The following is an 18,479-nucleotide window of genomic DNA, read 5'->3' on the forward strand; positions in this document are numbered from 1 at the left end:
GCCCGCCCCCGCGACCGTGAGGGCGAGCGGCCACCCCGGCAGCGCGGCGACGACGCTGCGCTCGCCGGGGGAGAGGTCGTACTCCATGCCGCAGTCCCACGCGGCGATCGCGACCGCGACCAGCGACACGTCGTCCACGGCGACCGTCCAGCGGGCCCCCTCGCCGTCCTGCCCGAGCACCAGCCCGTAGCCCTCGGCGTACGGCTCCAGGCCGAGCGCCCGGCACGCCTGCGGATAGTCGTCGCCGAGGACGCTGGGGAACTGCGCGGGGGTGAGCAGCACGGCGGTCAGCACGTACAGCGCGTCGTCGGCGCCGACCCCGCCCGGGGTGCCGCCCCCGCCCCCGGCCGGGGCGCCGGCCACGGCTCCGGCAGGACCGCCCGCCCCGGCGAGCCGCCCCGTGCCGGCGCCCGTGCGCTCGTCGTCCGTCCCGGTCACGGCGGCCTCCCGTCGTCCAGTCGCAACAGCCCCGCGACGCGCCCGTCGAGCGCCGTACGAGGTCGGTCGGCGCACCTTAACCAGCGAGTAACCCCGCCGTCGAGAGCCGGGACGACACTCAGGCGGACGGCAGCCCGAGGAGGCCGCGCGCCACCGTCTCCGGCGACTCGTCGCGTTCGCGCGCGAGGGCTATGACCGCACGGCAGGCCAACTCCTGGACGCCGAACGACAGGGCCTCCGGCGACACCCACCCCGCCGCCTCCTCCATGGCGTCCTCGTCGTCGTCGGCGCAGGCGGCGACATAGGTGGCCGCGGCCTCGAAGATGTTGTGCTGCCGCCTGGGGGCGCCGCCCCCGCCGTCCGGCGTCTGCGCGCTTTGGCGGGCCTGTGCGGGGAACGGGAGGAACGTACGCAGTCTGCTGAACATGGAGTCCACCTTCCCGTGCGGCGAACGCGTCGCCGCTGCCTGCCGTTTCGTCACGTCCAACGTAAGTCGGACGGCCCCGGGGGCAGAAGGGCGCCCCCACGCGCGCGAAGAGGCCGGGCCGCGCGCGGAGAGGGCGATCGCCGCGCTGGACGCGACCCCGGCGAGGCCGCGCGGGTTACGCGCGCGGCGAGGTCAGGCCGCGCGTTCGGCCAGCGCCAGGAAGCGGCTGTCCTCGTCCACGTACGACACCAGCCGCCAGCCCGAACCGGAGAGCAGCGGCCGCAGGTTCGCCTCGGCGCGCAGGTCGTCGCCGGTGAGCGGCCGCCCGTGGCGCGCGGCGAGAACGGCCCGCCCGACCGGGTGGAACAGCGCCAGCCGCCCGCCCGGCCGCACCACGCGTGCCAGCTCCCGCAGGTCCTCGGCGGGCCGGGACAGGTGCGAGACCAGACCGGCGCCGAACACCGCGTCGAAGACGCCGTCCCGCAGCGGCAGCCGGCCCACGTCACCGAGCAGCAGCGCCCCGCTGTCGTCCCGGCCGGCGCGTACCGCCGCCTCCAGCATCGCGGGGGTCAGGTCCACGCCGACGACCGTGCCGCCGGGGCCCACGGCGTCCCGCAGCGCCGGCAGTGCCCGCCCGGTTCCGCAGCCGGCGTCCAGTACGGCGTCGCCCGGCCGGAGCCCGATGCCGGTGACCGCCGCCGCGTACGCCGGGCCGTCGTCGGGGAAGCGCGCGTCCCAGTCGGCCGCCCGCGCGGCGAAGAACTCCTGAACGTCCCTGCGGTCACTGTCCACACCCTCATGATCTCCCACTTTCCGCGCGGCATCCCGGGCGCACGCGCGAGCGGGCGCGATCGTCCGGGGACGTCGCTCCGCAGGGGCAGGGGCAGGGGCAGGGGCAGGGGCAGGGGCAGGGGTCCGGTCGCGTCCGGTCGGCTTTCGCACGTGCCCCGAGCGGGGTCCCTCCCCGCGCCACCGCCCCGGGCCCCGGGAGCACGGACCGCGCCGCCTCCGGCCGGCCCGGACGCACGGGACGTCTCCCCGCGCCCGTGTGACCACCCCCGCGCCGTGACCCGGTGACCGGGAGGGTGCTTGCCCCGCCCACCTTGGTGGGTAAGGCTTACGCGGACACGGGGAAAACGGGGACATACGAGAACGGGGAGGACCGAGCATGGCGCTCGACAAGGAACTCGACTGGCTCCTGGACGACCTGACCAAGCGCGTCGCCCGCATACGCCACGCCCTACTGCTCTCGAACGACGGACTCGTGACCGCCACCAGCAGCGGCCTGGCCCGGGAGGACGCCGAGCACCTCGCGGCGGTCTCGTCGGGCCTGCACAGCCTCGCCCGGGGCGCCGGACTCCACTTCCGGGTGGGGGAGGCGCGCCAGACCATGGTGGAGTTCGACGACGCGCTGCTCTTCGTGACCGCTGCCGGCGACGGCAGTTGCCTGTGCGTGCTCAGCGCCGCCGAGGCGGACGTGGGCCATGTCGCGTACGAGATGACCCTGCTCGTCAACCGCGTCGGGGAGCACCTGGCCGTGGCCTCACGCCGCCCGAGCACACCGGGCCCGGCCTAATGCTGCAACGGTGTTTGTGCTGATTGCTGGGCAGCTCAGGGGCTGTGTCCGCGTCGCTTGCAGTGACTGACGCGGGCTTGGTGCTGGCGGCGTCGGCGCCATGTTGACCGGTGCAGGATGTGGTCGACGGGTGTGGGGCGGCGGTCGGTGAGGCGGGTGATCAGTCGTCGGGTCTCGGCGAGGCTGAGGTGGACGAGGCCGGAGGAGCCGTTTCTGCTTTGTCCGCGTCCAGCTGGCGGGCGGGCAGGACGGTCAGGCAGGCGTGGGCGGCCATGGCCAGGGTCATGTGGCGGTGCCGGCCGGGGTAGCGGCGGGACCTGGTAGTCCTCCGGGCCGCATTCCTGCTTGGCGGTCTGGAAGCGTTCCTCCACCGCCCAGCGGCTGCCCGCGATGCGGATCAGCTCGTCCAGGGCCGTGTCGGCAGGACAGTAGGCGATGTAGTAGGAGATCTCCTTCGGGCGGCTGACGCTGCGGCGGGCGAGCACCCAGTGCCGGCGGTCCTGGCAGTGCCAGGGGGCGCCCCGCCAGGAGTCGGCGTCGGTGCCGAAACCGGTGCCGGTGTTCGCGGCGTGGTGCTCGACGGATCAGAAGTGCGTGCCGCCGTCGACGCGGATCTCGGTGCCGGTGATGAACTCTCCGTCGCGCGAGGCCAGCATCGCCACCACTCCGGCCACGGCCTCCGGGCCGGCGAACCCGTCCCCGAGCGCCGGGGACAGCTTGGCGAACAGGCTCCAGTCGGTGTCCTCGGGCAGGCCGGGACCCTGGCTCTGCCTGCTCTCCCCGGAGCCGTCCGTCATGCCGGAGGAGATCGATCCCGGCTGCACGGCGGTGAAGCGGATGCCCTGCTTGCTGTACTCGGCCGCGAGCGCGTGCGTCATGGACTGGATGCCGCCCTTGCTTGCCGCGTACGCCGCCATGTACGGGTGGGCGAACATCGCCGAGGTCGAGCTGAAGTTGACGACGGCGGGAGCGGTGCCGTGCAGGAGCGCCGGTATCGCCTCGCGGATCATCAGGAACGTACCGGTCAGGTTGACCGAGATCACCCGGGTGAAGTCGGCGAGCGACGTCTCGTGGGTGTGCGAGGACCGCAGGATGCCGGCCGCGTTGACCAGGACGTCGAGACCACCGAGGGTCTCGAGGGCGGAGGCGACGGCCTGGCGGACCGAGGTCTCGTCGGCGATGTCCACGACGACCGTGCTCAGGCGCTCGGCGTCGGCGCCCGCCCTGGCGGTGGTGTCCTTCAGCCCCGCCTCGCTGACGTCGGCGGCGACGACGCGGGCGCCCTCCGCCAGCATGCGCAGCACGGTGGCCTGGCCGATACCCGAGCCGCCGCCGGTGATCAGCGCGCGGCGGCCTTCGTAGCGGTTCATTTCGTCTCCCTGGTGGTGCGTGATCGGCCCGGCCGTGGCAGCGGGCGCGGCGACCAGTGGGTCGCTCCGTGTTCACGGTACGCCTAGGTGGCACGTTTTGCCATCACGACATCATGTGCCGTACCTCTCTCGTGCCACGTAGGCTTCTCCCATGAGTCAGCCCAGCGGGCCCCGCCCCACCGCCTCGCCCTCCCTGACAGAGCGCCGCAAGGCCGCGACTCAGCTCGACATCGCGCGGGCCGCGGCGGAGCTGTTCGCCGAGAAGGGACCCGACGGCACGACCGCCGAGGAGATCGCGGGCCGGGCCGGCGTCGCGTTGCGCACCTTCTACCGGTACTTCCGGAGCAAGCAGGACGCGGTCGGGCCGCTACTGTCGTCCGGCGGGGACCGCTGGCGCGCACTGCTCGCCGAGGCCGGTCCGGGCACCGGCCTGTCGCAAGCTCTGGAGTCGGCGGCCGTCGCATCCCTGACCACACCGGACGACGTGGCGAACGAGGGGCTGCGATGGACGCGCGGCCTGCTGCGGGCGGCTCAGGACGATCCGGCCCTGCGGGCGGTGTGGTACCGGGTCAACCAGGAGTCCGAGGAGAGACTGCGGCCGGTGGTGGCGCGCCTGGCGGGGCCGGACGCCGATCCACTGGAGGTACGGCTCGTCGCCGCGGCGGCGACCGACGCGATCCGGGTGGCCCTGGAGACGTGGGCGACCACTGACCCGGAGGCGGCCGGCGAGGACTCCCCCGCCCACCTGGTGGTGCGGTGCTTGCGCGAACTGACGAGTGGCCTGCGCCTCGTGAGGCGCGGTCGCTGAACCCTGCCGCCACCCCGCTCCCGCCGGCGGTGGACGCGCCCGGCCACGCCGGCGACGGACAACGCCGGGCCGCACCAGCGCGGCCCGGCGTTGTCCGTCGCATCCCATGGGCTCGGACCTGACGGGGCCGGGCCCATGTGTTCCATGAGCTCGGATCTGACGGGTCGGAGCCCACGTATCCCATGAGTTCGGATCTGGTGGGCCGGTGCGCCGGAGCCCAAGGCGCTTCGAGTCTCAACGCCTGCCTGTTGGCTGCGCCGACCGTCCTCACCACCCGCCTACCCGTCAAAGCGCCGGCGGCCGGGCTTGACGAGACTCGGCCCTCACGCCGCCCTGACGAGGCGGTTGGCGAGGGTCGACATCGTGTACGCGCCGATACCGAGGACGACTTCCCGTGCGATGCGCTCGGTGTATCCGTGTGCCAGCCGGCCCTTGAGCGCGTCACCGTCCACGGCGCCGGCGGTGGCCAGGACGACGAGCGTGAACGTCCGGATCGCTTCGGGCCGTTCGTCGGCCAGCACGCGCTCCTCGCGCAGGGCGGCGATGAGTTCCGCTTCCGCACCGAGTTCGCGGAGCTTGCCGGTGTGCATGGCGACGCAGATGCGGCACTGGTTGCGGACGGCGACCGTCATGATGACGACCTCCCTGGGCAGCGGATCCAGGGTGCAACGCTCGAAACTCGCGCTCATGGCCCGGGCTCCCTGGAACCCCCGGGGTCTCCCGGAATCCGACACCGCACGCGACGACGCTCCCCCACGGCTGTCACGTAGGGGAGCGTCGTCGTCTTCAGTGGGGCGGCAGGCGGGAGGGACCGTGGTCGCGTCGTGCGCCCTCGGCCGCGGTGGCGGTGACTGTCGCGGTCGGCGGCGGTATCCGGCTCCGCGCGGCCGTGGGACGGCGGCTCAGACGCCGAATTCCGCCGGCGACAAGCCGAGGGTGGCGCAGGCGTCGCGGACGGCCGCCTGCTCGGAGGAATCGAAGTGCCCGTCGGCACCGGCGACGACGATGCCGGTCTGGACGACCGCACGTGCCTCCACGGGCTTCTTCCCCGCCTTGGCGATCTCCCGCAGAGCCTCGGCCCGGCCCGTGGCGAAGTCGGCCAGCATCCGGTCGACGTGCTGGTTGAACCGCTGCCGGAGCTGGTCGGCCGGGAAGTTCTGCAGGACCTCGTTGGAGACGATGAGCTCCTCCATCCGCTGCCGCTCCGCCGGCTCCACCGACCCGTCCGCCGTGGCGACCAGGGCGCACATCGCCATGCTGGCATCCCGGTAGGCACCGCTCTTGAGTTCGGTGCGGGCCGAGGCCAGTTGGGATTTGAGCAGCCCGATCAACTGCGCTTTGGACCCTCCGGACGACGCCGTTCCCCGGTCGTGTCCGCCGCCGAGTCCCGGTCCGGCGGAACCGTGCCCGCCGCCCGCCCGGGCGCTCTGGGTCTGCTGAAGGTTTTTGGCCTGGTCCTTGAGCCGGTCCCACATCGCCACCCGTGCCACCTCTGCTTCTGCTGCAGTCCGTCCGGACCTGGTCATCGTCCCGCTTTTCCGCGGTCCCTCCAGTGAACGACCGTCACAGCACCATGGTTCTCCCGCCACCAAAGGGAACGGACGCCGCGTCCCGCGCATCCCGCCCGGGCCCGGTGACCCACCTGGCCCACGACCGCGTTCCGAGCGCCGCCCGGTGTCGGCGTGGCCGGCGAGCCCTGCGGTGCCGGCGCGGTTGGTGAGGGACTCGGCTCCGCCGCGTGATGTACACATGTGCGGTGGACATATCCGCGTTTCCGCTTCGTAGCGTCCGCGACCAGCAGTTCGAGCCCTGGGCGCGCATGATTGCCGACACATACGGACCGGACCGCTCGGAGGAGGAACTGGCCCGCCAGCGGGCGGCGACCGACCTCGGGCGCACCTCGCCGCCTTCGACGGAGAGACGCCGATCGCCGGAGCCTCCGTCTACCGCCGGACGCTGACCGTCCCCGGGGCGTCCTGCCGGTGGCCGGCATCGCCTCGGTGGGCGTGGCCCCGACCCATCGCCGCGGGGCCTTCTCACCTCGACGATGCGAGCCCGGCCAACCGGCCTGTACGAGCGGCGGCTCGAGCCGATCGCCGCGCTGCGGCCCTCGGAGGCCGGGATCTACGGACGTTACGGCTACGGCCCGGTGACGCTCGGCAACCGGCTCCGCTGCGACCGGCGCGCCCTGCGCTTCCGCCCGGACACGGACTTCGGGGGACGGCACCGTCCGGCTGCTCCACGCCGACCAGGCCCGCCCGCACCCGGAGCAGGTATACGACCAGGCACGCGCCACGACGGTCGGCCGGCCGGATCGCGAGGCGCCCCACTGGGCCGTACGGCTGGCCGACTATCCGCACCGGCGCGGTGGGGCCGCCTCGCTGCGCTACGCCGTGCACCAGGAGAACTCCGGCCGGGCCACCGGCTACGCGCTCCACCGGCACGGTTCCGTGCCGGACGGACTCGGCGGCAGCGGCGGTGTGGCGGAGGCCGTGGAGCTGGCGGCGCTCTCGCGCCAGGCGTACGCGGTGCTGTGGCGCTTCCTGGCCGGGATCGACCTGGTGACCTGGATCGACTACGAGGGCGCCGTGGACGAGCCTCTGCCGCACCTGCTGGTGGGTGCGCGGGCGGTCCGGGGCACGCCGGTGGACCGCCTGTGGGTGCGGCCGGTCGATGCCGGCCGGGCCCTGGCGGGCCGTACCCACCGTCTTCCGCTCGACCTGGTCCTGGACGTACGCGACGACTTCTGCCCCTGGAACACGGGACGTCACGGCTGCGGGCCGAAGGGGACACCGCGAGCTGCGAACCCACGACCGCCCCGGCCGATCTGCGCCTGGGCGCGGCGGAACTCGGCGCGGCCTTCCTGGGCGGCACCGCGCTGACCGCGTTGTCGGCCGCGGGACGCGTGGAGGAACTGCGTCCGGGGTCCCTCGCCCGCGCCTCGGCGGCCTTCCGCGACGACCGCGAACCGTGGTACCCCGGTGGCTGGGCCTTCCCGCTCTACTGATCACCACGGTGGCTGCCGAGGGACGACCTCGCCCGGGGCCGCCTGCCCCCATGACCGGTCAGGAGGTGGCAGGGGTGAACTGCCACCAGTCGACGTTGAGCAGGTAGCCGCTGCCGCCGGTGAACCGCAGGTAGAGGTCCTGGGTTCCCGTGGCCCCGCCGACCGGACAGGTCACCGACGTCCAGGTCTGCCAGCCACCGGTGCGGGGCACACCGCACCGGCCCACGAGCGTCCCGCTCGGGGAGCCCAGCCGAAGTTCGACGGTGCCGCCGTCGCTGCCCGAGGCCACGCGTGCGGTGAAGGAGGACGCGCCCGGCCCGAAGGCCACACCTTTGACCTTGATGTAGTCGCCGTTGTCGATCCAGCCGACATCCATGCCGCCGCCGGCGGCCGGTTCGGTCTCGATCCCGGATCCCCAGGCGATCGTCTCGGCCTCCTGGCGTACGTACGGGTTGAGCGTGCCGACCTGTGGTGCGCCGGTGTTCGTCATACCGATCGTCGGGATCGTGCCGTCGGGGTTGTAGGAGAACCGCTCCACCGCGACCGAGCGGGTGAAACCGCCGCCACCCGGCAGCGCGCCGTTGTGGTAGAAGAAGTACGAATTACCCTTGAAGTCCACGATCCCGGGGTGGTTGGTGAAGCTGCTGCCCTGTGTGGGCATGACCGTCCCGCGGTAGGTCCAGGGCCCGGTCGGACCGGGCGCCGTGGAGTAGGCGATGAACTCCGAGCAGCACTTGGCCGCGAACACCAGGTAGTACAGGCCGTTCCGCTTGTAGACCCAGGGTCCCTCCTCGTACAGCGTGGGACGGTTGGGATCTCCGGTGCGGGTGCCGAATCCCGCGGTGGTGAGCGGGATCCTGGTGGGGCTGCCCGAGTAGGAGGTCATGTCGGCGTTCAGCCTGACGTACCACAGGTTCGGGTTGCCCCAGTACAGATAGGCCTGGCCGTCGTCGTCGATGAAGACGGTCGGGTCGATCTCGCCGTTCTCCACCAGCGGACGGCCGAGGGCGTCCCGGAACGGGCCGGTGGGGCTGTCCGCCACCGCCACGCCGATGGCCATCCGGCCGGTGGCCCGGTTCTTCACCGGCACGTACCAGTAGAACCGGCCGTTGCGCTGCACGGCCTGGCCCGCCCAGGCGTCGGCGGACGCCCAACTGAAGGTGGCCAGGCCGAGCGGTGAGCCGTGGTCGGTCCAGTTGACCATGTCGGCGGAGGACCACACCCGCCAGTCCTTCATGGTGAAGTAAGTGGAGCCGTCCTCGTCGTGCCCGGTGTAGAGGTAGACCCGGCCGCCATGGACCAGCGGGGCCGGATCGGCGGTGTAGACGTGCTGCACGATCGGGTTGTCGGCCTTGGCCGCCGTGGGCTGCACCGCGGCGGGGACGACGGCGAACGCCAGCAGAAGACCCATGGTCCAGGCGATTGCCCGGCCGAGCCTTGTGCCGGTGGCGGACGGCCGCCGAACCGGGATCGTCATCGTGGTCTCCTCAGGACGTTGGCGGACGGCTGAGCTGTCGGACGGCGCACGACGTCCCTCATGGGCGGGTCCACGTAGCCGCCCGCCTGATCGTCTGAGCACCAGGGGCTCCTCTCCCGGAAGAGCAAGTCACGTCATGAGCGGGTGGTGCGCGAGGTGGTGCACAGACTGGAAAGTCATGCTCATGGCATTCAGTCCGGAAGCTTCGCTTCAACGAGGTTCGCAATTTCGAACAGCATTCGGAAAGTCGACGCCTCACGGATACTAGAGAGACCTCTGGACATGTCAACACCGTCCGACCCTCCGGACTCCGCCGCCCGCCAACGAGGGCCGCACCCGGGCACCGGACCGCACCATCCCGCCCATAGGCGCGCGGTCGCACCGACAACACGCCGGCAACGCGCTCGAACATTTCGAGGCAAGCGACGAATCATGCGAGAGGGATTGACGTCACCCGTCGACTCTCTATCATCCAGGTTGCTCGATATATCAATCCATGTTCGATATCACGAACTTGTGAGTCGATCCTGCGGACACCGACGCCGACACCCGCAGCCGGCACTCCCGTCGCCTCGGCCATCACTCGCGGAAGAGGACGCCTGCATGAGAAAGTCCTGGATTCTCACCCTGGTCACGCTTGTCACTGCCGCGCTCGGGATCATGGCGGCAGGTGTGACCCCTGCCTCCGCCGCCCCGACCACACCCTTACGCATCATGCCGTTGGGCGACTCCATCACCTGGGGCGTGGGAGGCAGCACGGGCAACGGTTATCGGGGACCGTTGTGGAACAGGCTCGCGGCGGACGGCCACCCGCTGGACTTCGTGGGCACGGTGCGGAACGGTTCGATGTCCGACCCCGACAACGAAGGCCACCCCGGATACAAGATCCACCAGATCGCCGCACTCGCCGACGCCTCACTGACCCGCTACCGGCCCAACGTCGTGACGCTGCACATCGGCACCAACGACCTCAACGAGAGCTACCAGGTCTCCACCGCCACCGCCCGACTGAGGTCGCTGGTCGACCGGGTCACTGCCGCCGCCCCCGACGCGACCGTCCTCGTGGCCTCCCTGATCGTGTCCACCAGCGGCTCGGAGGAGCGGTACCGTGCCGCGTACAACCAGGCCATCCCCCAACTCGTGAGGGACGCACAGGCCGCGGGCAAGCGCGTCGCATACGTCGACATGAGCGGCCTGACCACGGCCGATCTGGTCGACGCCCTGCATCCCAAGGACTCGGGCTACCAGAAGATGGCCGACGCCTTCTACCGTGGCATCCAGTCCGCGGACAGCGCCGGGTGGCTGAAGAACCCCGCCCCCGCCCCCGCACGCGTGCAGTCCGGCATCGCCGGCAAGTGCCTGGACGTCAACGGCGCCGGCAGCGCCGACGGAACCGCCGTCCAGACCTGGGGTTGCGGCAACGGCGCCCACCAGCTCTGGTCCGCCTACACCGACGGCACCCTGCGCTCCATGGGCAAGTGCCTCGACGCCGTCGGCGGGGGCACGGCCAACGGCACCAAGGTGCAGATCTGGTCCTGCTACGGCGGCGCCAACCAGGTCTGGCAGCCCTACAACGGCGGCTACCGCAACCCTGCCTCCGGCCGCTGCCTCGACGTTCCGGGCTTCTCCACGGCCGACGGCACGCGGCTTCAGCTATGGGACTGCACCGGCGGCTCCAACCAGAAGTGGACCACGCTGACCGCCGGATGACCTCGGCGCGCTCGCGTGGAGTTTTCCACAGGCTCGGGTGGGAGGGGGCGGACTCCGCTACCTTCGTCACAGAGAGTAATCGAAGGGTAGGGGGGTCGACATGACGGCCGAACGGGTCGCGCACACCGTCGCCTATGGCAGGGCGGCACAGGAACTCGCGCTGCGCAGGAGCGAGTTCGACCTCGCGGTGCATCTGGGGCACGTGCGGATCGTGCCAGGGCCGGCGGGCGGACGCCCCGGGGTGCCGCAGGAGGAGCTCGACCGGCTCCGCGCCGAGCCGGGCTTCCCGGAGGGCCTGCGCGATCGGGTCCGCACGGTCGGCACGGCGCAGGCGGCCGAACTGGTCGGCATCACGGCCGACCGCTTCACCAGACTGGCGAGAACCGGCCATTTCACACCGGTCGCGTACTACCTCAACCGGTACCGCGCGGTCGTCTGGCTCTATCTCGCCCGTGAGGTCCTCGACGCGGCGGCACGCCACCCGGGACTCCTCACCGGACGGGTGCCGGCCGACCTGCGGGACCGGCTCCAGGCGGGCGAGGACGCCCGGCCGCGCGCGTGGCGGGCCCGCCGCCGCGGACTGCTGCTCCGCAGGGCGCCCGGCGCCTGGGAGGGCGCGGCGGTCCTCGCCTCGTTCCTCGACCCGCTCCACCTGGACGAGACCGTTCCGGACCCGTACGAGCGGGCCCGTCTGGAGCGGCTCCGCCCCGCGCCGCCGCACGGCCACCCGGAGTCGCCCGCCGCCCGCGCCGTCGCCGACCGGCTCCTGGTCGCCGACGGTCCGGACGAACTGGCGGAACTCCGCACGGAGCTCGCCGAGGCCCTCCGGACCGCCCGGGCGCAGCACCCGGCCTCCGGCCCCGGTGCGGCCCCCGCGGTCGGCGCGGAGGGGACGCCGGCGCAGGCGCGACCACGTGCGCAGGCCGCACCGGCCACGGGGACGAGGCCCGGGGCGGACGCCGTTCCCGCCGACACGGTGGCCGCCGCCGCGCACCCCGGGCGGACGGCGGCCCGTGAACCCGCCGGGACCGCGAAAGCCGCCGGACGCGTCCCGCGCCGGGCCTGCGGGCGGCGGGCGGAAGCGCCGCCCGGACCCACGGGGCCGCGCCGCCTGGGCGCGCCGCGTACGGCGTTCCTCGCCCGGCTCGGCCTGCGGCGGCCCCGGGTGGGGTGACCGTGTTACGCGCCCGCGCGGGGGACGACCGTCGACAGCACGGCGGGCAGGGGGTACCAGTCGGCCGACACGACGCTGGCGTGCCGCCCGGCCAGCAGGGCGAGCCGGTCGAGGGCCTGCGCCTCCGTCGGGTTGGTGCCGTCGATGGCCGGGGCCACGTTGTGCGCGTCCGTCATGACGACCAGGTAGTTCCGCCGCGCGTACCAGGAGGTGTCCACCGAACCGCCCGCGTACACCGACGCGTCGCCGTCGAACACCACGAACCACGGCCGCACTCCGGCGTCCGCGTACCGCAGGCGGGGGTCGCCGGCCTGCGCCCCGTGCACCGCGGGGAACGCGCCGGCCTCCCGCAGCCGCCCGGCGGCCGCCAGGCTCCGCAGGTGAGTGGCGTACTCGAGGTCGGTCCACAGGGAGTCGGCGGGGTTGTCCTCCTCCACCGTGCCCGGAATCAGCTCGACGACGAACTTGCCGGCCAGCCGGTCGCGGGTGGGCCAGCCGTCCGTGCGGACGGCCGTGTCCAGGTCGGGGTGCCCGCCGACCAGGTCGGCCGGCCGGAACAGCGCGTCACCCAGCCGCGCCGTCAGCAGCGCGTCCAGCGCGGCGGGCCCCCGCCCGTAGCGGCCCTGGAAACCGTCCTTCAACTCGATCTTCAGCAGTACCGGCCGGTGCCCCGGATGGGCGTCGTGCCAGGCGCGGATGTCGGCGAGGCAGCCGCCGAGGTCCTGGTTCCGGGCCTTGGTGCGCAGCTCACCCGCGTGCGCGGCGTTCTCGCAGTTGTTGTCGTTGCCGAGGGGATTGCTGTGCGACACCCGCCAGGACCGGCCGAACGCGTTGGTCCACACGTCGAGTTCCAGCATGCCCGCGCCCGAGTCCAGGGCGTCGGCGAAGTACCGGTACTTGTCCTTCTCGTACGCGTTGTGGACCCCCACCGACGTCGACGCGCCGTACGGCAGCCGGACCGGGTCGGCTGCCGCCGCCGTGTCCGGACCGACGCCCAGTACCAACATCCCCGCTGCCACGGCGGCCCCCGCAGAACGCGCCAACACGCCCATAACGTCCCCTGCTTCCCGGTCGAACCCAATGAAGTCGCCGGAAGGTTAGGGGAGTTGGGTGAAGGAAGGGAGACGGGCGGCTTGATCCTCCACCACGTGCCGACATCCCCCGCGCGACGTTCACCGCACGCACCGCACGCACCGCACGCACTGCACGCACCGCACGCACTGCAGACACCGTGCCCGCCACGAGCCGCTCCCGCGTGCGGCCGGCGCGCGCGGCGGGCACCATGGCCGCATGCTGCTGGCCCGACTCGCAGACGTCTCCGAGCAGGTCGCCGCCGCCCCGGCGCGCTCCCGCAAGATCGCCGTGCTGGCCGACCTGTTCTCCGCGACACCGCCCGCGGAGGCCCCCCTCGTCATCGCGTACCTCGCGGGCCGCCTCCCGCAGGGCCGGATCGGCGTCGGCTGGAGCGCCCTGAAGGACCCCGTCGCACCCGCCGGCCACGCCACCCTCACCGTCGCCGGCACGGACGCCGCGCTGACCGCGCTCGCCCGCGTCACGGGGCCCGGTTCCCAAGCGGAGCGGCGGCGCCTCGTCCACGAGCTCATGGCCGCCGCCACCGCCCCCGAACAGCGGTTCCTCCTCCGGTTGCTCACCGGCGAGGTCCGGCAGGGGGCCCTGGACGCGATCGCCCTGGAGGGCGTCGCCCGGGCGGCCCGCGCCCCGGCCGCCGACGTGCGCCGCGCGGTGATGCTCGACGGGTCCCTGCCGAGGGTCGCCACGGCGCTCCTCTCCGAGGGACCGGCCGCCCTGGAGCGGTTCCGCCTCCACGTCGGCACGCCCGTGCAGCCGATGCTCGCCCACACCGCCAAGAGCGTCACCGACGCGCTCGCCTCGCTCGGGCCGTGCGCCGTGGAGGAGAAGCTCGACGGCATCCGCGTCCAGGTGCACCGCGCCGGCGACGACGTGCGGATCTACACCCGCTCCCTCGACGAGGTCACCGACCGTCTGCCGGAGGTCCGCGCCGTCGCCCGCGCCATCCCCGGCGACGCGTTCGTCCTGGACGGCGAGGTGATCGCCCTGGACGCCTCGGGCCGCCCCGTCCCGTTCCAGGAGACCGCCTCCCGCGTGGGCTCACGCCTCGACGTGGCCGCGGCCGCGGCGGCCCGCCCCGTGTCGCCCGTGTTCTTCGACGTCCTCGCCGCGGACGGGGCCGTACTGCTGGACCTGCCGGGCCGGGAGCGGCACGCGGAGCTCGCCCGGCTCGTCCCCGAACCCCTGCGCGTGCGGCGGACCGTCGTCACCGACCCCGCAGACCCCGCGCAGCGCGCCGTCGCCGAGGCGTTCTTCGCCGACACCCTCGACCGGGGCCACGAAGGCGTCCTCGTCAAGGCCCTCGACGCGCCGTACGGCGCGGGCCGGCGCGGGCGCTCCTGGCTGAAGGTCAAACCGGTCCACACGCTCGACCTGGTCGTCCTCGCCGCCGAGTGGGGCCACGGGCGGCGCACCGGGCTGCTGTCCAACCTCCACCTCGGCGCCCGCGCCGCCGACGGCACCTTCGTGATGCTCGGCAAGACCTTCAAGGGCCTCACCGACACGATGCTGCGCCGGCAGACGGACCGGCTGCGCGAGCTCGCCGTCTCCGACGACGGCTTCACCGTCCGCGTACGGCCCGAACTGGTCGTCGAGGTCGCCTACGACGGCCTCCAACGCTCCCCGCGCTACCCGGCCGGGGTTACCCTCCGCTTCGCCCGCGTCGTACGGCACCGCCCGGACAAGCCCGCCGCCCAGGCCGACACGATCGACCAGGTCCTGGCGGGCCCTCAGTCACGCGTCGTGTAGCGGTGCCGCGCCCACATCGGCAGCACGAACCAGCACACCAGGTACCAGAGGGCCACCCCCGACACCAGCCACGGCACGTAGCCGTCGTGCGTCGCCACCCGCAGGATCAGGAACAGCGCCGACACCATCGTCGCCAGCAGCAGCACCAGTCCCGTGAACGTCAGCCGTGACGCCCACGCCACCGTCTGCGGCTTGATCCTGCGGCCCGACACCAGGCGGTGGAACGACACGGGCCCGATCAGCGCGCCCGTCGCCGCCGCGCCCAGCACCACCGTGATGATGTAGATCCCGCGGTCCACGTCCGACAGGTCCGCAAACCGGGGCGCGAAGACCACCGTCAGCAGGAAGCCGAACAGGATCTGCACCCCCGTCTGCGCGACCCGGATCTCCTGGACCAGCTCGCTCCACCGCCGGTCCGCCCGCTCCTCCGGCGTCTCGCGCCGGCCCCGCCACAGCCCGTTCTCCGGCTCCCCGGCCTCCGGGGAGCCGGGCACGCCGCCCGTCTCCTTCGAGGAGCCGCGCTCCCGACCAGGCATCTCGCCCTCCCGTCGTCGCTCCGACGTGTTGCAGGTACCCCCTCCGGCGCGCCCCAGCCACCCGGACGCGCTCCACCCCGGGACGCCGTGCCCGCCACCGGCGATACGGCAGCAGGAGGAAGCTCACCGGGTGTCGCGCCACCGTGACGTGACCGACGGCCGCCACGCCCCCATGCTCGTACCCACGCCTCCGGGAAGGCCCCGCGAGGCCGGGTGCGGAAAGGAGCCGAGCCCCGTGCGCCGTCTCCCCGCCGTCCTCGCGTTCCTCGCCCCGGCCGCCGCCCTCACCGGCTGCTCCACCCTCGAAGCCGAACGCGCCGCCGTCACCGGGGCCGCCCTCAGCTTCGCCCGTCACGCCGAGGGCGCCGGCCACGCCGCCGCGTGCCGGCTCCTCGCCCCGGCGACCCGCGAGGCGCTCGCCCAGGACCCCGGCCCGTCCTGCGAGGCCGGGCTGTCCGACGCCGCCCTGCCCGCCCCCGGGCGGGTCCGCACCACCGATGTGTACGGCCACCAGGCCCGCGTCGTCCTGGACCACGACACGTACTTCGTCACCCGGTTCCCGGACGGCTGGAAGGTCCGGGCGGCCGGTTGCGCACCCCGCCCGGAGCGCCCCTACGACTGCCGTGTGAAAGAGGAGTGACCCCGCCGTGCGCACCATGTTCACGCTGTACGCCCTCACCCTCGCCTGCGGCCTCGTCTACTTCGGCGTGCTCGGGGCGGCCCACCGGTGAACCGTCTCCTCCGCTTCGCCCGGGACAACGGCCTCTCCCTCGCCTTCGGGACCGGGTTCCTCGTCACCGTCTCCTGCCAGGCGGTCGCCGGACGGGCGCAGTACAACGAGGAGATGCGCTCCCTGGGGGCCGAACCCGTCGGTTTCGCCCGCTACCTCGCGTCGGCCGACTTCGCCGTGGCCGTCACCGAGAACTGGCAGTCCGAGTACCTGCAGTTCTTCCTCTACCTCTTCGGCACGGTGTGGCTGCTCCAGCGGGGCTCCCCGGAGTCCAAGGAGATGCACAAGGCCGGAACCGAGTCCGACGAGGACCAGCGCGTCGGCCGCCACGCCACCCCCCGGTCCCCGCGCTGGGCCGGCGCGGGCGGCCTGCGGCAGGCCCTGTACTCGCGTTCCCTCGGCATCTGGATGTGCGCGGTCTTCCTCGGCTCCTGGTACGTCCAGTCCGTGAGCGGCGCCGCCGCGTACGGCGAGGAGAGGCTGCGGGAACTGCAGAGCCCGCTGCCCTGGTCCGAGTACCTCGCCGCGCCCGACTTCTGGAGCCGCACGCTCCAGAACTGGCAGTCGGAGCTCCTCGCCATCGGCTCGATGGCGATCTTCTCCGTGTACCTGCGGCAGCGCGGCTCCCCGGAGTCGAAACCGGTCGGCGCCGCCCACGACGCGACCGGCGTCGAGGGCTGAGGGGCCCGGAGCCGGGAAGCCGGAGCACAGACGTACCCGCCGTACAGAGAGGATCCCTCATGACCCGCGCCGCCGTGTTCGACGTGGACGGCACCCTCGCCGACACCAACCACCTCCACGTCACGACCTGGTGGGAGGCGTTCCGGCAGGCCGGACACCAGGTGCCGATGCACGCCGTCCACCGGGCCGTCGGGCTCGGCGCCGAGGACCTCGTGGAGCACCTCCTCGACCCCGGCAGGGACCGCGGCGCCGACGCCTCGATCAGCGCCGCCCACAAGGCGCTCTACGGCACGTACTCCGACCGCCTGCCCGCCTTCCCGGACGCCGGCCGCCTGCTGAGGACCCTCGCCGCACGCGGCTGGACCGTCGTCCTGGCCACGTCCGCCGGGGGAGCCGAACTCGCCGCGCTCCGCCGCGCCATCGACGCGGACGACGCCGTCACCGCCATCGCCGCCGCCGACGACACCGAGGAGGGCAAGCCGGCCCCGGACCCCGTGCGGCACGCCCTGGAGCTGGCCGGCGCACCCGCCGACCGGTCCGTGTTCGTCGGGGACACGGTCTGGGACATGAAGGCCGGCACCCGGGCCGGGGTCACCTGCGTGGGCCTCCTCTGCGGCGGCATCCCCCGCGCGGACCTCACCGACGCGGGAGCGGCCGCCCTGTACGCCGACCCCGCCGACCTGCTCGCCCACCTGGACGACAGCCCGTTCGGCGGGGACGCCGCGTGATACGGCGGGCCGCGACCGGGTCACCTGCCGAGCTTGCGCTGCAACTCCGCCTTGTTCATCGAGGACCGGCCGGGGATGTCGCGCTTCTTGGCCTCGGCGTACAGCTCGTCGTACGTGACACCCCCCGAGCCGCCGCCCCGCTTCGACGACGAGGCGTCCCGTGACGACGCCTTGCCGGAGGACCCGCCCGACGACTTCGCCTCACCGCTGCGCGCCCGCTCCTTGTTGACCGTGCGCGCGGCGATCTGCTTGGCGCGTTTCTCGCCCTCGCCGCGGTCGCGGGCGCTGTCCTTGATGTGCTCGTACTGCCGCTCGCGCTTGGAGCTGGATCCTGCGGGCATGGCCGTTCCTCTCGTCGGTGCCTTGCGGTGGCCCCCGTTGGTCCCACCCCGGTACCAGGCATGTCTCCCCGCAAACACGCGCCGTGCCCGTCCGCCAGCGGAGTGGCACACAGGTGCCATCCGTGGGGACGCGGGGAAGACGGGTACTCGTTGCGAAGGACCCGACGGAAGGACGTGGAGAACGCCATGGCAAGCGACCCGGGAAAGGACACGGCGAACCGGCGCGCGGGGGAGCACCCCGCCGACTGCGATGTCACCGTCCAGCTCAGCGACTGCGACCGCGCGGACGCGAAGGCGGTCTTCGAGGCGTTGAACGGCGTCTTCGCCGGCTGCGAGGACGTGGCACCGCAGTCCGCGGGGCGCGAGCCGACCGTGTGGATGGCCACGTTCGACAGCTCCGCCCGCTCGGGCGAACCCACCGCCGCGCCGCGGCTCGGCTCGCCGGTCGAGGCACTGCTGACCGGGGACCACCACGCGGTGGAAGAGGTCGCGAAGGCCCTCGGCCACCTCTTCGACGTGCGGTCCACCCAGCACGTCTCCGGCGAGCACGAGACGGAGTGCCGCCTGCTCCTCGCTCCCCGCTGAGCTGACGCCCCGCCGGACGGCCACGGCGTCCGGCCACCGCGGGGGGGGCGGCC

At 73.2% G+C, this 18,479-nt stretch carries 20 protein-coding genes and 2 pseudogenes; 11 read left to right on the forward strand and 11 right to left on the reverse strand.

All coding sequences use genetic code 11. The annotated features are described in order from the left end of the window. The 3 genes and pseudogenes from RND61_RS31580 to RND61_RS31590 all read right to left on the reverse strand — a co-directional run. Nucleotides 1–363: pseudogene (locus RND61_RS31580) on the reverse strand (hypothetical protein); the annotation flags it as partial. A 193-nt stretch (nucleotides 364–556) separates the two neighbouring features. Then, entirely contained in the window at nucleotides 557–865 is a 309-nt protein-coding gene (locus tag RND61_RS31585) for a hypothetical protein (protein WP_315881601.1), read from the reverse strand. Between the two features lie 192 nt (nucleotides 866–1,057). Further along, the gene (locus tag RND61_RS31590) at nucleotides 1,058–1,657 is read right to left on the reverse strand and encodes a class I SAM-dependent methyltransferase (RefSeq protein ID WP_315881602.1); all 600 of its coding nucleotides are present in this window, start codon (nucleotides 1,655–1,657) and stop codon (nucleotides 1,058–1,060) included. Between the two features lie 376 nt (nucleotides 1,658–2,033). Between RND61_RS31590 and RND61_RS31595 the strand changes: the two genes are divergently transcribed. After that, complete coding sequence (locus RND61_RS31595) at nucleotides 2,034–2,441, forward strand: roadblock/LC7 domain-containing protein (protein ID WP_315881603.1); 408 nt, start codon at nucleotides 2,034–2,036, stop codon at nucleotides 2,439–2,441. A gap of 160 nt (nucleotides 2,442–2,601) precedes the next feature. Here RND61_RS31595 and RND61_RS31600 read toward each other — a convergent pair. Next, a pseudogene (locus tag RND61_RS31600) lies at nucleotides 2,602–2,956 on the reverse strand (IS701 family transposase); the annotation flags it as partial. Nucleotides 2,957–3,025: 69 nt separating this feature from the next. Then, complete coding sequence (locus RND61_RS31605) at nucleotides 3,026–3,811, reverse strand: SDR family NAD(P)-dependent oxidoreductase (RefSeq protein ID WP_315881604.1); 786 nt, start codon at nucleotides 3,809–3,811, stop codon at nucleotides 3,026–3,028. Between the two features lie 151 nt (nucleotides 3,812–3,962). On the opposite strand from RND61_RS31605, the gene RND61_RS31610 reads away from it, so the two are divergent. Further along, entirely contained in the window at nucleotides 3,963–4,619 is a 657-nt protein-coding gene (locus tag RND61_RS31610) for a TetR family transcriptional regulator (RefSeq protein WP_315881605.1), read from the forward strand. Between the two features lie 323 nt (nucleotides 4,620–4,942). On the opposite strand, the gene RND61_RS31615 is transcribed toward RND61_RS31610, so the two are convergent. Further along, nucleotides 4,943–5,308, reverse strand: coding sequence for a carboxymuconolactone decarboxylase family protein (locus RND61_RS31615; protein WP_391654563.1), 366 nt, complete (start codon nucleotides 5,306–5,308; stop codon nucleotides 4,943–4,945). A gap of 213 nt (nucleotides 5,309–5,521) precedes the next feature. Continuing rightward, the gene (locus RND61_RS31620) at nucleotides 5,522–6,100 is read right to left on the reverse strand and encodes a tellurite resistance TerB family protein (protein ID WP_315881607.1); all 579 of its coding nucleotides are present in this window, start codon (nucleotides 6,098–6,100) and stop codon (nucleotides 5,522–5,524) included. 861 nt (nucleotides 6,101–6,961) lie between these two features. Here RND61_RS31620 and RND61_RS31625 point away from each other — a divergent pair. Next, a complete protein-coding gene (locus tag RND61_RS31625) occupies nucleotides 6,962–7,501 on the forward strand; it encodes a hypothetical protein (protein WP_315881618.1) in 540 nt (179 codons plus the stop codon). Beyond that, nucleotides 7,393–7,626 (forward strand): sterol carrier protein domain-containing protein, encoded by a 234-nt coding sequence (locus RND61_RS31630; protein WP_315881619.1) that lies wholly within the window; start codon nucleotides 7,393–7,395, stop codon nucleotides 7,624–7,626. Before RND61_RS31625 ends, RND61_RS31630 begins: the two co-directional genes overlap by 109 nt. Nucleotides 7,627–7,684: 58 nt before the next feature. Here RND61_RS31630 and RND61_RS31635 read toward each other — a convergent pair whose 3' ends face one another. Further along, nucleotides 7,685–9,037 (reverse strand): glycoside hydrolase family 43 protein, encoded by a 1,353-nt coding sequence (locus tag RND61_RS31635; protein WP_315881620.1) that lies wholly within the window; start codon nucleotides 9,035–9,037, stop codon nucleotides 7,685–7,687. A gap of 669 nt (nucleotides 9,038–9,706) precedes the next feature. Here RND61_RS31635 and RND61_RS31640 point away from each other — a divergent pair. Beyond that, complete coding sequence (locus tag RND61_RS31640; RefSeq protein WP_315881608.1) at nucleotides 9,707–10,813, forward strand: ricin-type beta-trefoil lectin domain protein; 1,107 nt, start codon at nucleotides 9,707–9,709, stop codon at nucleotides 10,811–10,813. Between the two features lie 100 nt (nucleotides 10,814–10,913). Beyond that, entirely contained in the window at nucleotides 10,914–11,987 is a 1,074-nt protein-coding gene (locus RND61_RS31645) for a DUF6397 family protein (protein ID WP_315881609.1), read from the forward strand. Nucleotides 11,988–11,992: 5 nt separating this feature from the next. Here RND61_RS31645 and RND61_RS31650 read toward each other — a convergent pair whose 3' ends face one another. Next, the gene (locus RND61_RS31650; protein WP_315881610.1) at nucleotides 11,993–13,039 is read right to left on the reverse strand and encodes a phosphatidylinositol-specific phospholipase C domain-containing protein; all 1,047 of its coding nucleotides are present in this window, start codon (nucleotides 13,037–13,039) and stop codon (nucleotides 11,993–11,995) included. A gap of 238 nt (nucleotides 13,040–13,277) precedes the next feature. Here RND61_RS31650 and RND61_RS31655 point away from each other — a divergent pair, with 238 nt between their 5' ends. After that, on the forward strand, nucleotides 13,278–14,825 hold the full coding sequence (locus RND61_RS31655) for an ATP-dependent DNA ligase (RefSeq protein WP_315881611.1): 1,548 nt from the start codon (nucleotides 13,278–13,280) through the stop codon (nucleotides 14,823–14,825). Here RND61_RS31655 and RND61_RS31660 read toward each other — a convergent pair. Continuing rightward, nucleotides 14,807–15,361 carry a DUF6328 family protein gene (locus RND61_RS31660; RefSeq protein ID WP_315881612.1) on the reverse strand — a complete coding sequence of 185 codons (555 nt, stop codon included), beginning with the start codon at nucleotides 15,359–15,361 and terminating at the stop codon, nucleotides 14,807–14,809. The genes RND61_RS31655 and RND61_RS31660 overlap by 19 nt on opposite strands. A 235-nt stretch (nucleotides 15,362–15,596) precedes the next feature. Between RND61_RS31660 and RND61_RS31665 the strand changes: the two genes are divergently transcribed. From RND61_RS31665 to RND61_RS31675, 3 genes are all read left to right on the forward strand, one after another. After that, nucleotides 15,597–16,001 carry a hypothetical protein gene (locus tag RND61_RS31665; protein ID WP_315881613.1) on the forward strand — a complete coding sequence of 135 codons (405 nt, stop codon included), beginning with the start codon at nucleotides 15,597–15,599 and terminating at the stop codon, nucleotides 15,999–16,001. Nucleotides 16,002–16,088: 87 nt separating this feature from the next. Beyond that, complete coding sequence (locus RND61_RS31670) at nucleotides 16,089–16,772, forward strand: DUF6766 family protein (protein ID WP_315881614.1); 684 nt, start codon at nucleotides 16,089–16,091, stop codon at nucleotides 16,770–16,772. Between the two features lie 59 nt (nucleotides 16,773–16,831). Then, complete coding sequence (locus RND61_RS31675) at nucleotides 16,832–17,500, forward strand: HAD family hydrolase (RefSeq protein ID WP_315881615.1); 669 nt, start codon at nucleotides 16,832–16,834, stop codon at nucleotides 17,498–17,500. A 20-nt stretch (nucleotides 17,501–17,520) separates the two neighbouring features. On the opposite strand, the gene RND61_RS31680 is transcribed toward RND61_RS31675, so the two are convergent. Continuing rightward, nucleotides 17,521–17,841, reverse strand: coding sequence for a plasmid stabilization protein (locus tag RND61_RS31680; protein WP_315881616.1), 321 nt, complete (start codon nucleotides 17,839–17,841; stop codon nucleotides 17,521–17,523). 186 nt (nucleotides 17,842–18,027) lie between these two features. Here RND61_RS31680 and RND61_RS31685 point away from each other — a divergent pair, with 186 nt between their 5' ends. Beyond that, a complete protein-coding gene (locus RND61_RS31685; protein WP_315881617.1) occupies nucleotides 18,028–18,426 on the forward strand; it encodes a hypothetical protein in 399 nt (132 codons plus the stop codon). The last annotated feature ends 53 nt before the right edge of the window (nucleotides 18,427–18,479 follow it).

Source organism: Streptomyces tamarix, assembly GCF_032423885.1.
Classification (GTDB): domain Bacteria; phylum Actinomycetota; class Actinomycetes; order Streptomycetales; family Streptomycetaceae; genus Streptomyces; species Streptomyces tamarix.

Bases quoted from the DNA above. Each gene is read 5' to 3' on its own strand.
- RND61_RS31675 (WP_315881615.1), top strand. From the start codon at position 16,832: ATGACCCGCGCCGCCGTGTTCGACGTGGACGGCACCCTCGCCGACACC.
- RND61_RS31585 (WP_315881601.1), bottom strand. From the start codon at position 865: ATGTTCAGCAGACTGCGTACGTTCCTCCCGTTCCCCGCACAGGCCCGC.
- RND61_RS31635 (WP_315881620.1), bottom strand. From the start codon at position 9,037: ATGGGTCTTCTGCTGGCGTTCGCCGTCGTCCCCGCCGCGGTGCAGCCC.
- RND61_RS31655 (WP_315881611.1), top strand. From the start codon at position 13,278: ATGCTGCTGGCCCGACTCGCAGACGTCTCCGAGCAGGTCGCCGCCGCC.
- RND61_RS31615 (WP_391654563.1), bottom strand. From the start codon at position 5,308: ATGAGCGCGAGTTTCGAGCGTTGCACCCTGGATCCGCTGCCCAGGGAG.
- RND61_RS31660 (WP_315881612.1), bottom strand. From the start codon at position 15,361: ATGCCTGGTCGGGAGCGCGGCTCCTCGAAGGAGACGGGCGGCGTGCCC.
- RND61_RS31595 (WP_315881603.1), top strand. From the start codon at position 2,034: ATGGCGCTCGACAAGGAACTCGACTGGCTCCTGGACGACCTGACCAAG.
- RND61_RS31640 (WP_315881608.1), top strand. From the start codon at position 9,707: ATGAGAAAGTCCTGGATTCTCACCCTGGTCACGCTTGTCACTGCCGCG.
- RND61_RS31685 (WP_315881617.1), top strand. From the start codon at position 18,028: ATGGCAAGCGACCCGGGAAAGGACACGGCGAACCGGCGCGCGGGGGAG.
- RND61_RS31645 (WP_315881609.1), top strand. From the start codon at position 10,914: ATGACGGCCGAACGGGTCGCGCACACCGTCGCCTATGGCAGGGCGGCA.
- RND61_RS31610 (WP_315881605.1), top strand. From the start codon at position 3,963: ATGAGTCAGCCCAGCGGGCCCCGCCCCACCGCCTCGCCCTCCCTGACA.
- RND61_RS31680 (WP_315881616.1), bottom strand. From the start codon at position 17,841: ATGCCCGCAGGATCCAGCTCCAAGCGCGAGCGGCAGTACGAGCACATC.
- RND61_RS31605 (WP_315881604.1), bottom strand. From the start codon at position 3,811: ATGAACCGCTACGAAGGCCGCCGCGCGCTGATCACCGGCGGCGGCTCG.
- RND61_RS31650 (WP_315881610.1), bottom strand. From the start codon at position 13,039: ATGGGCGTGTTGGCGCGTTCTGCGGGGGCCGCCGTGGCAGCGGGGATG.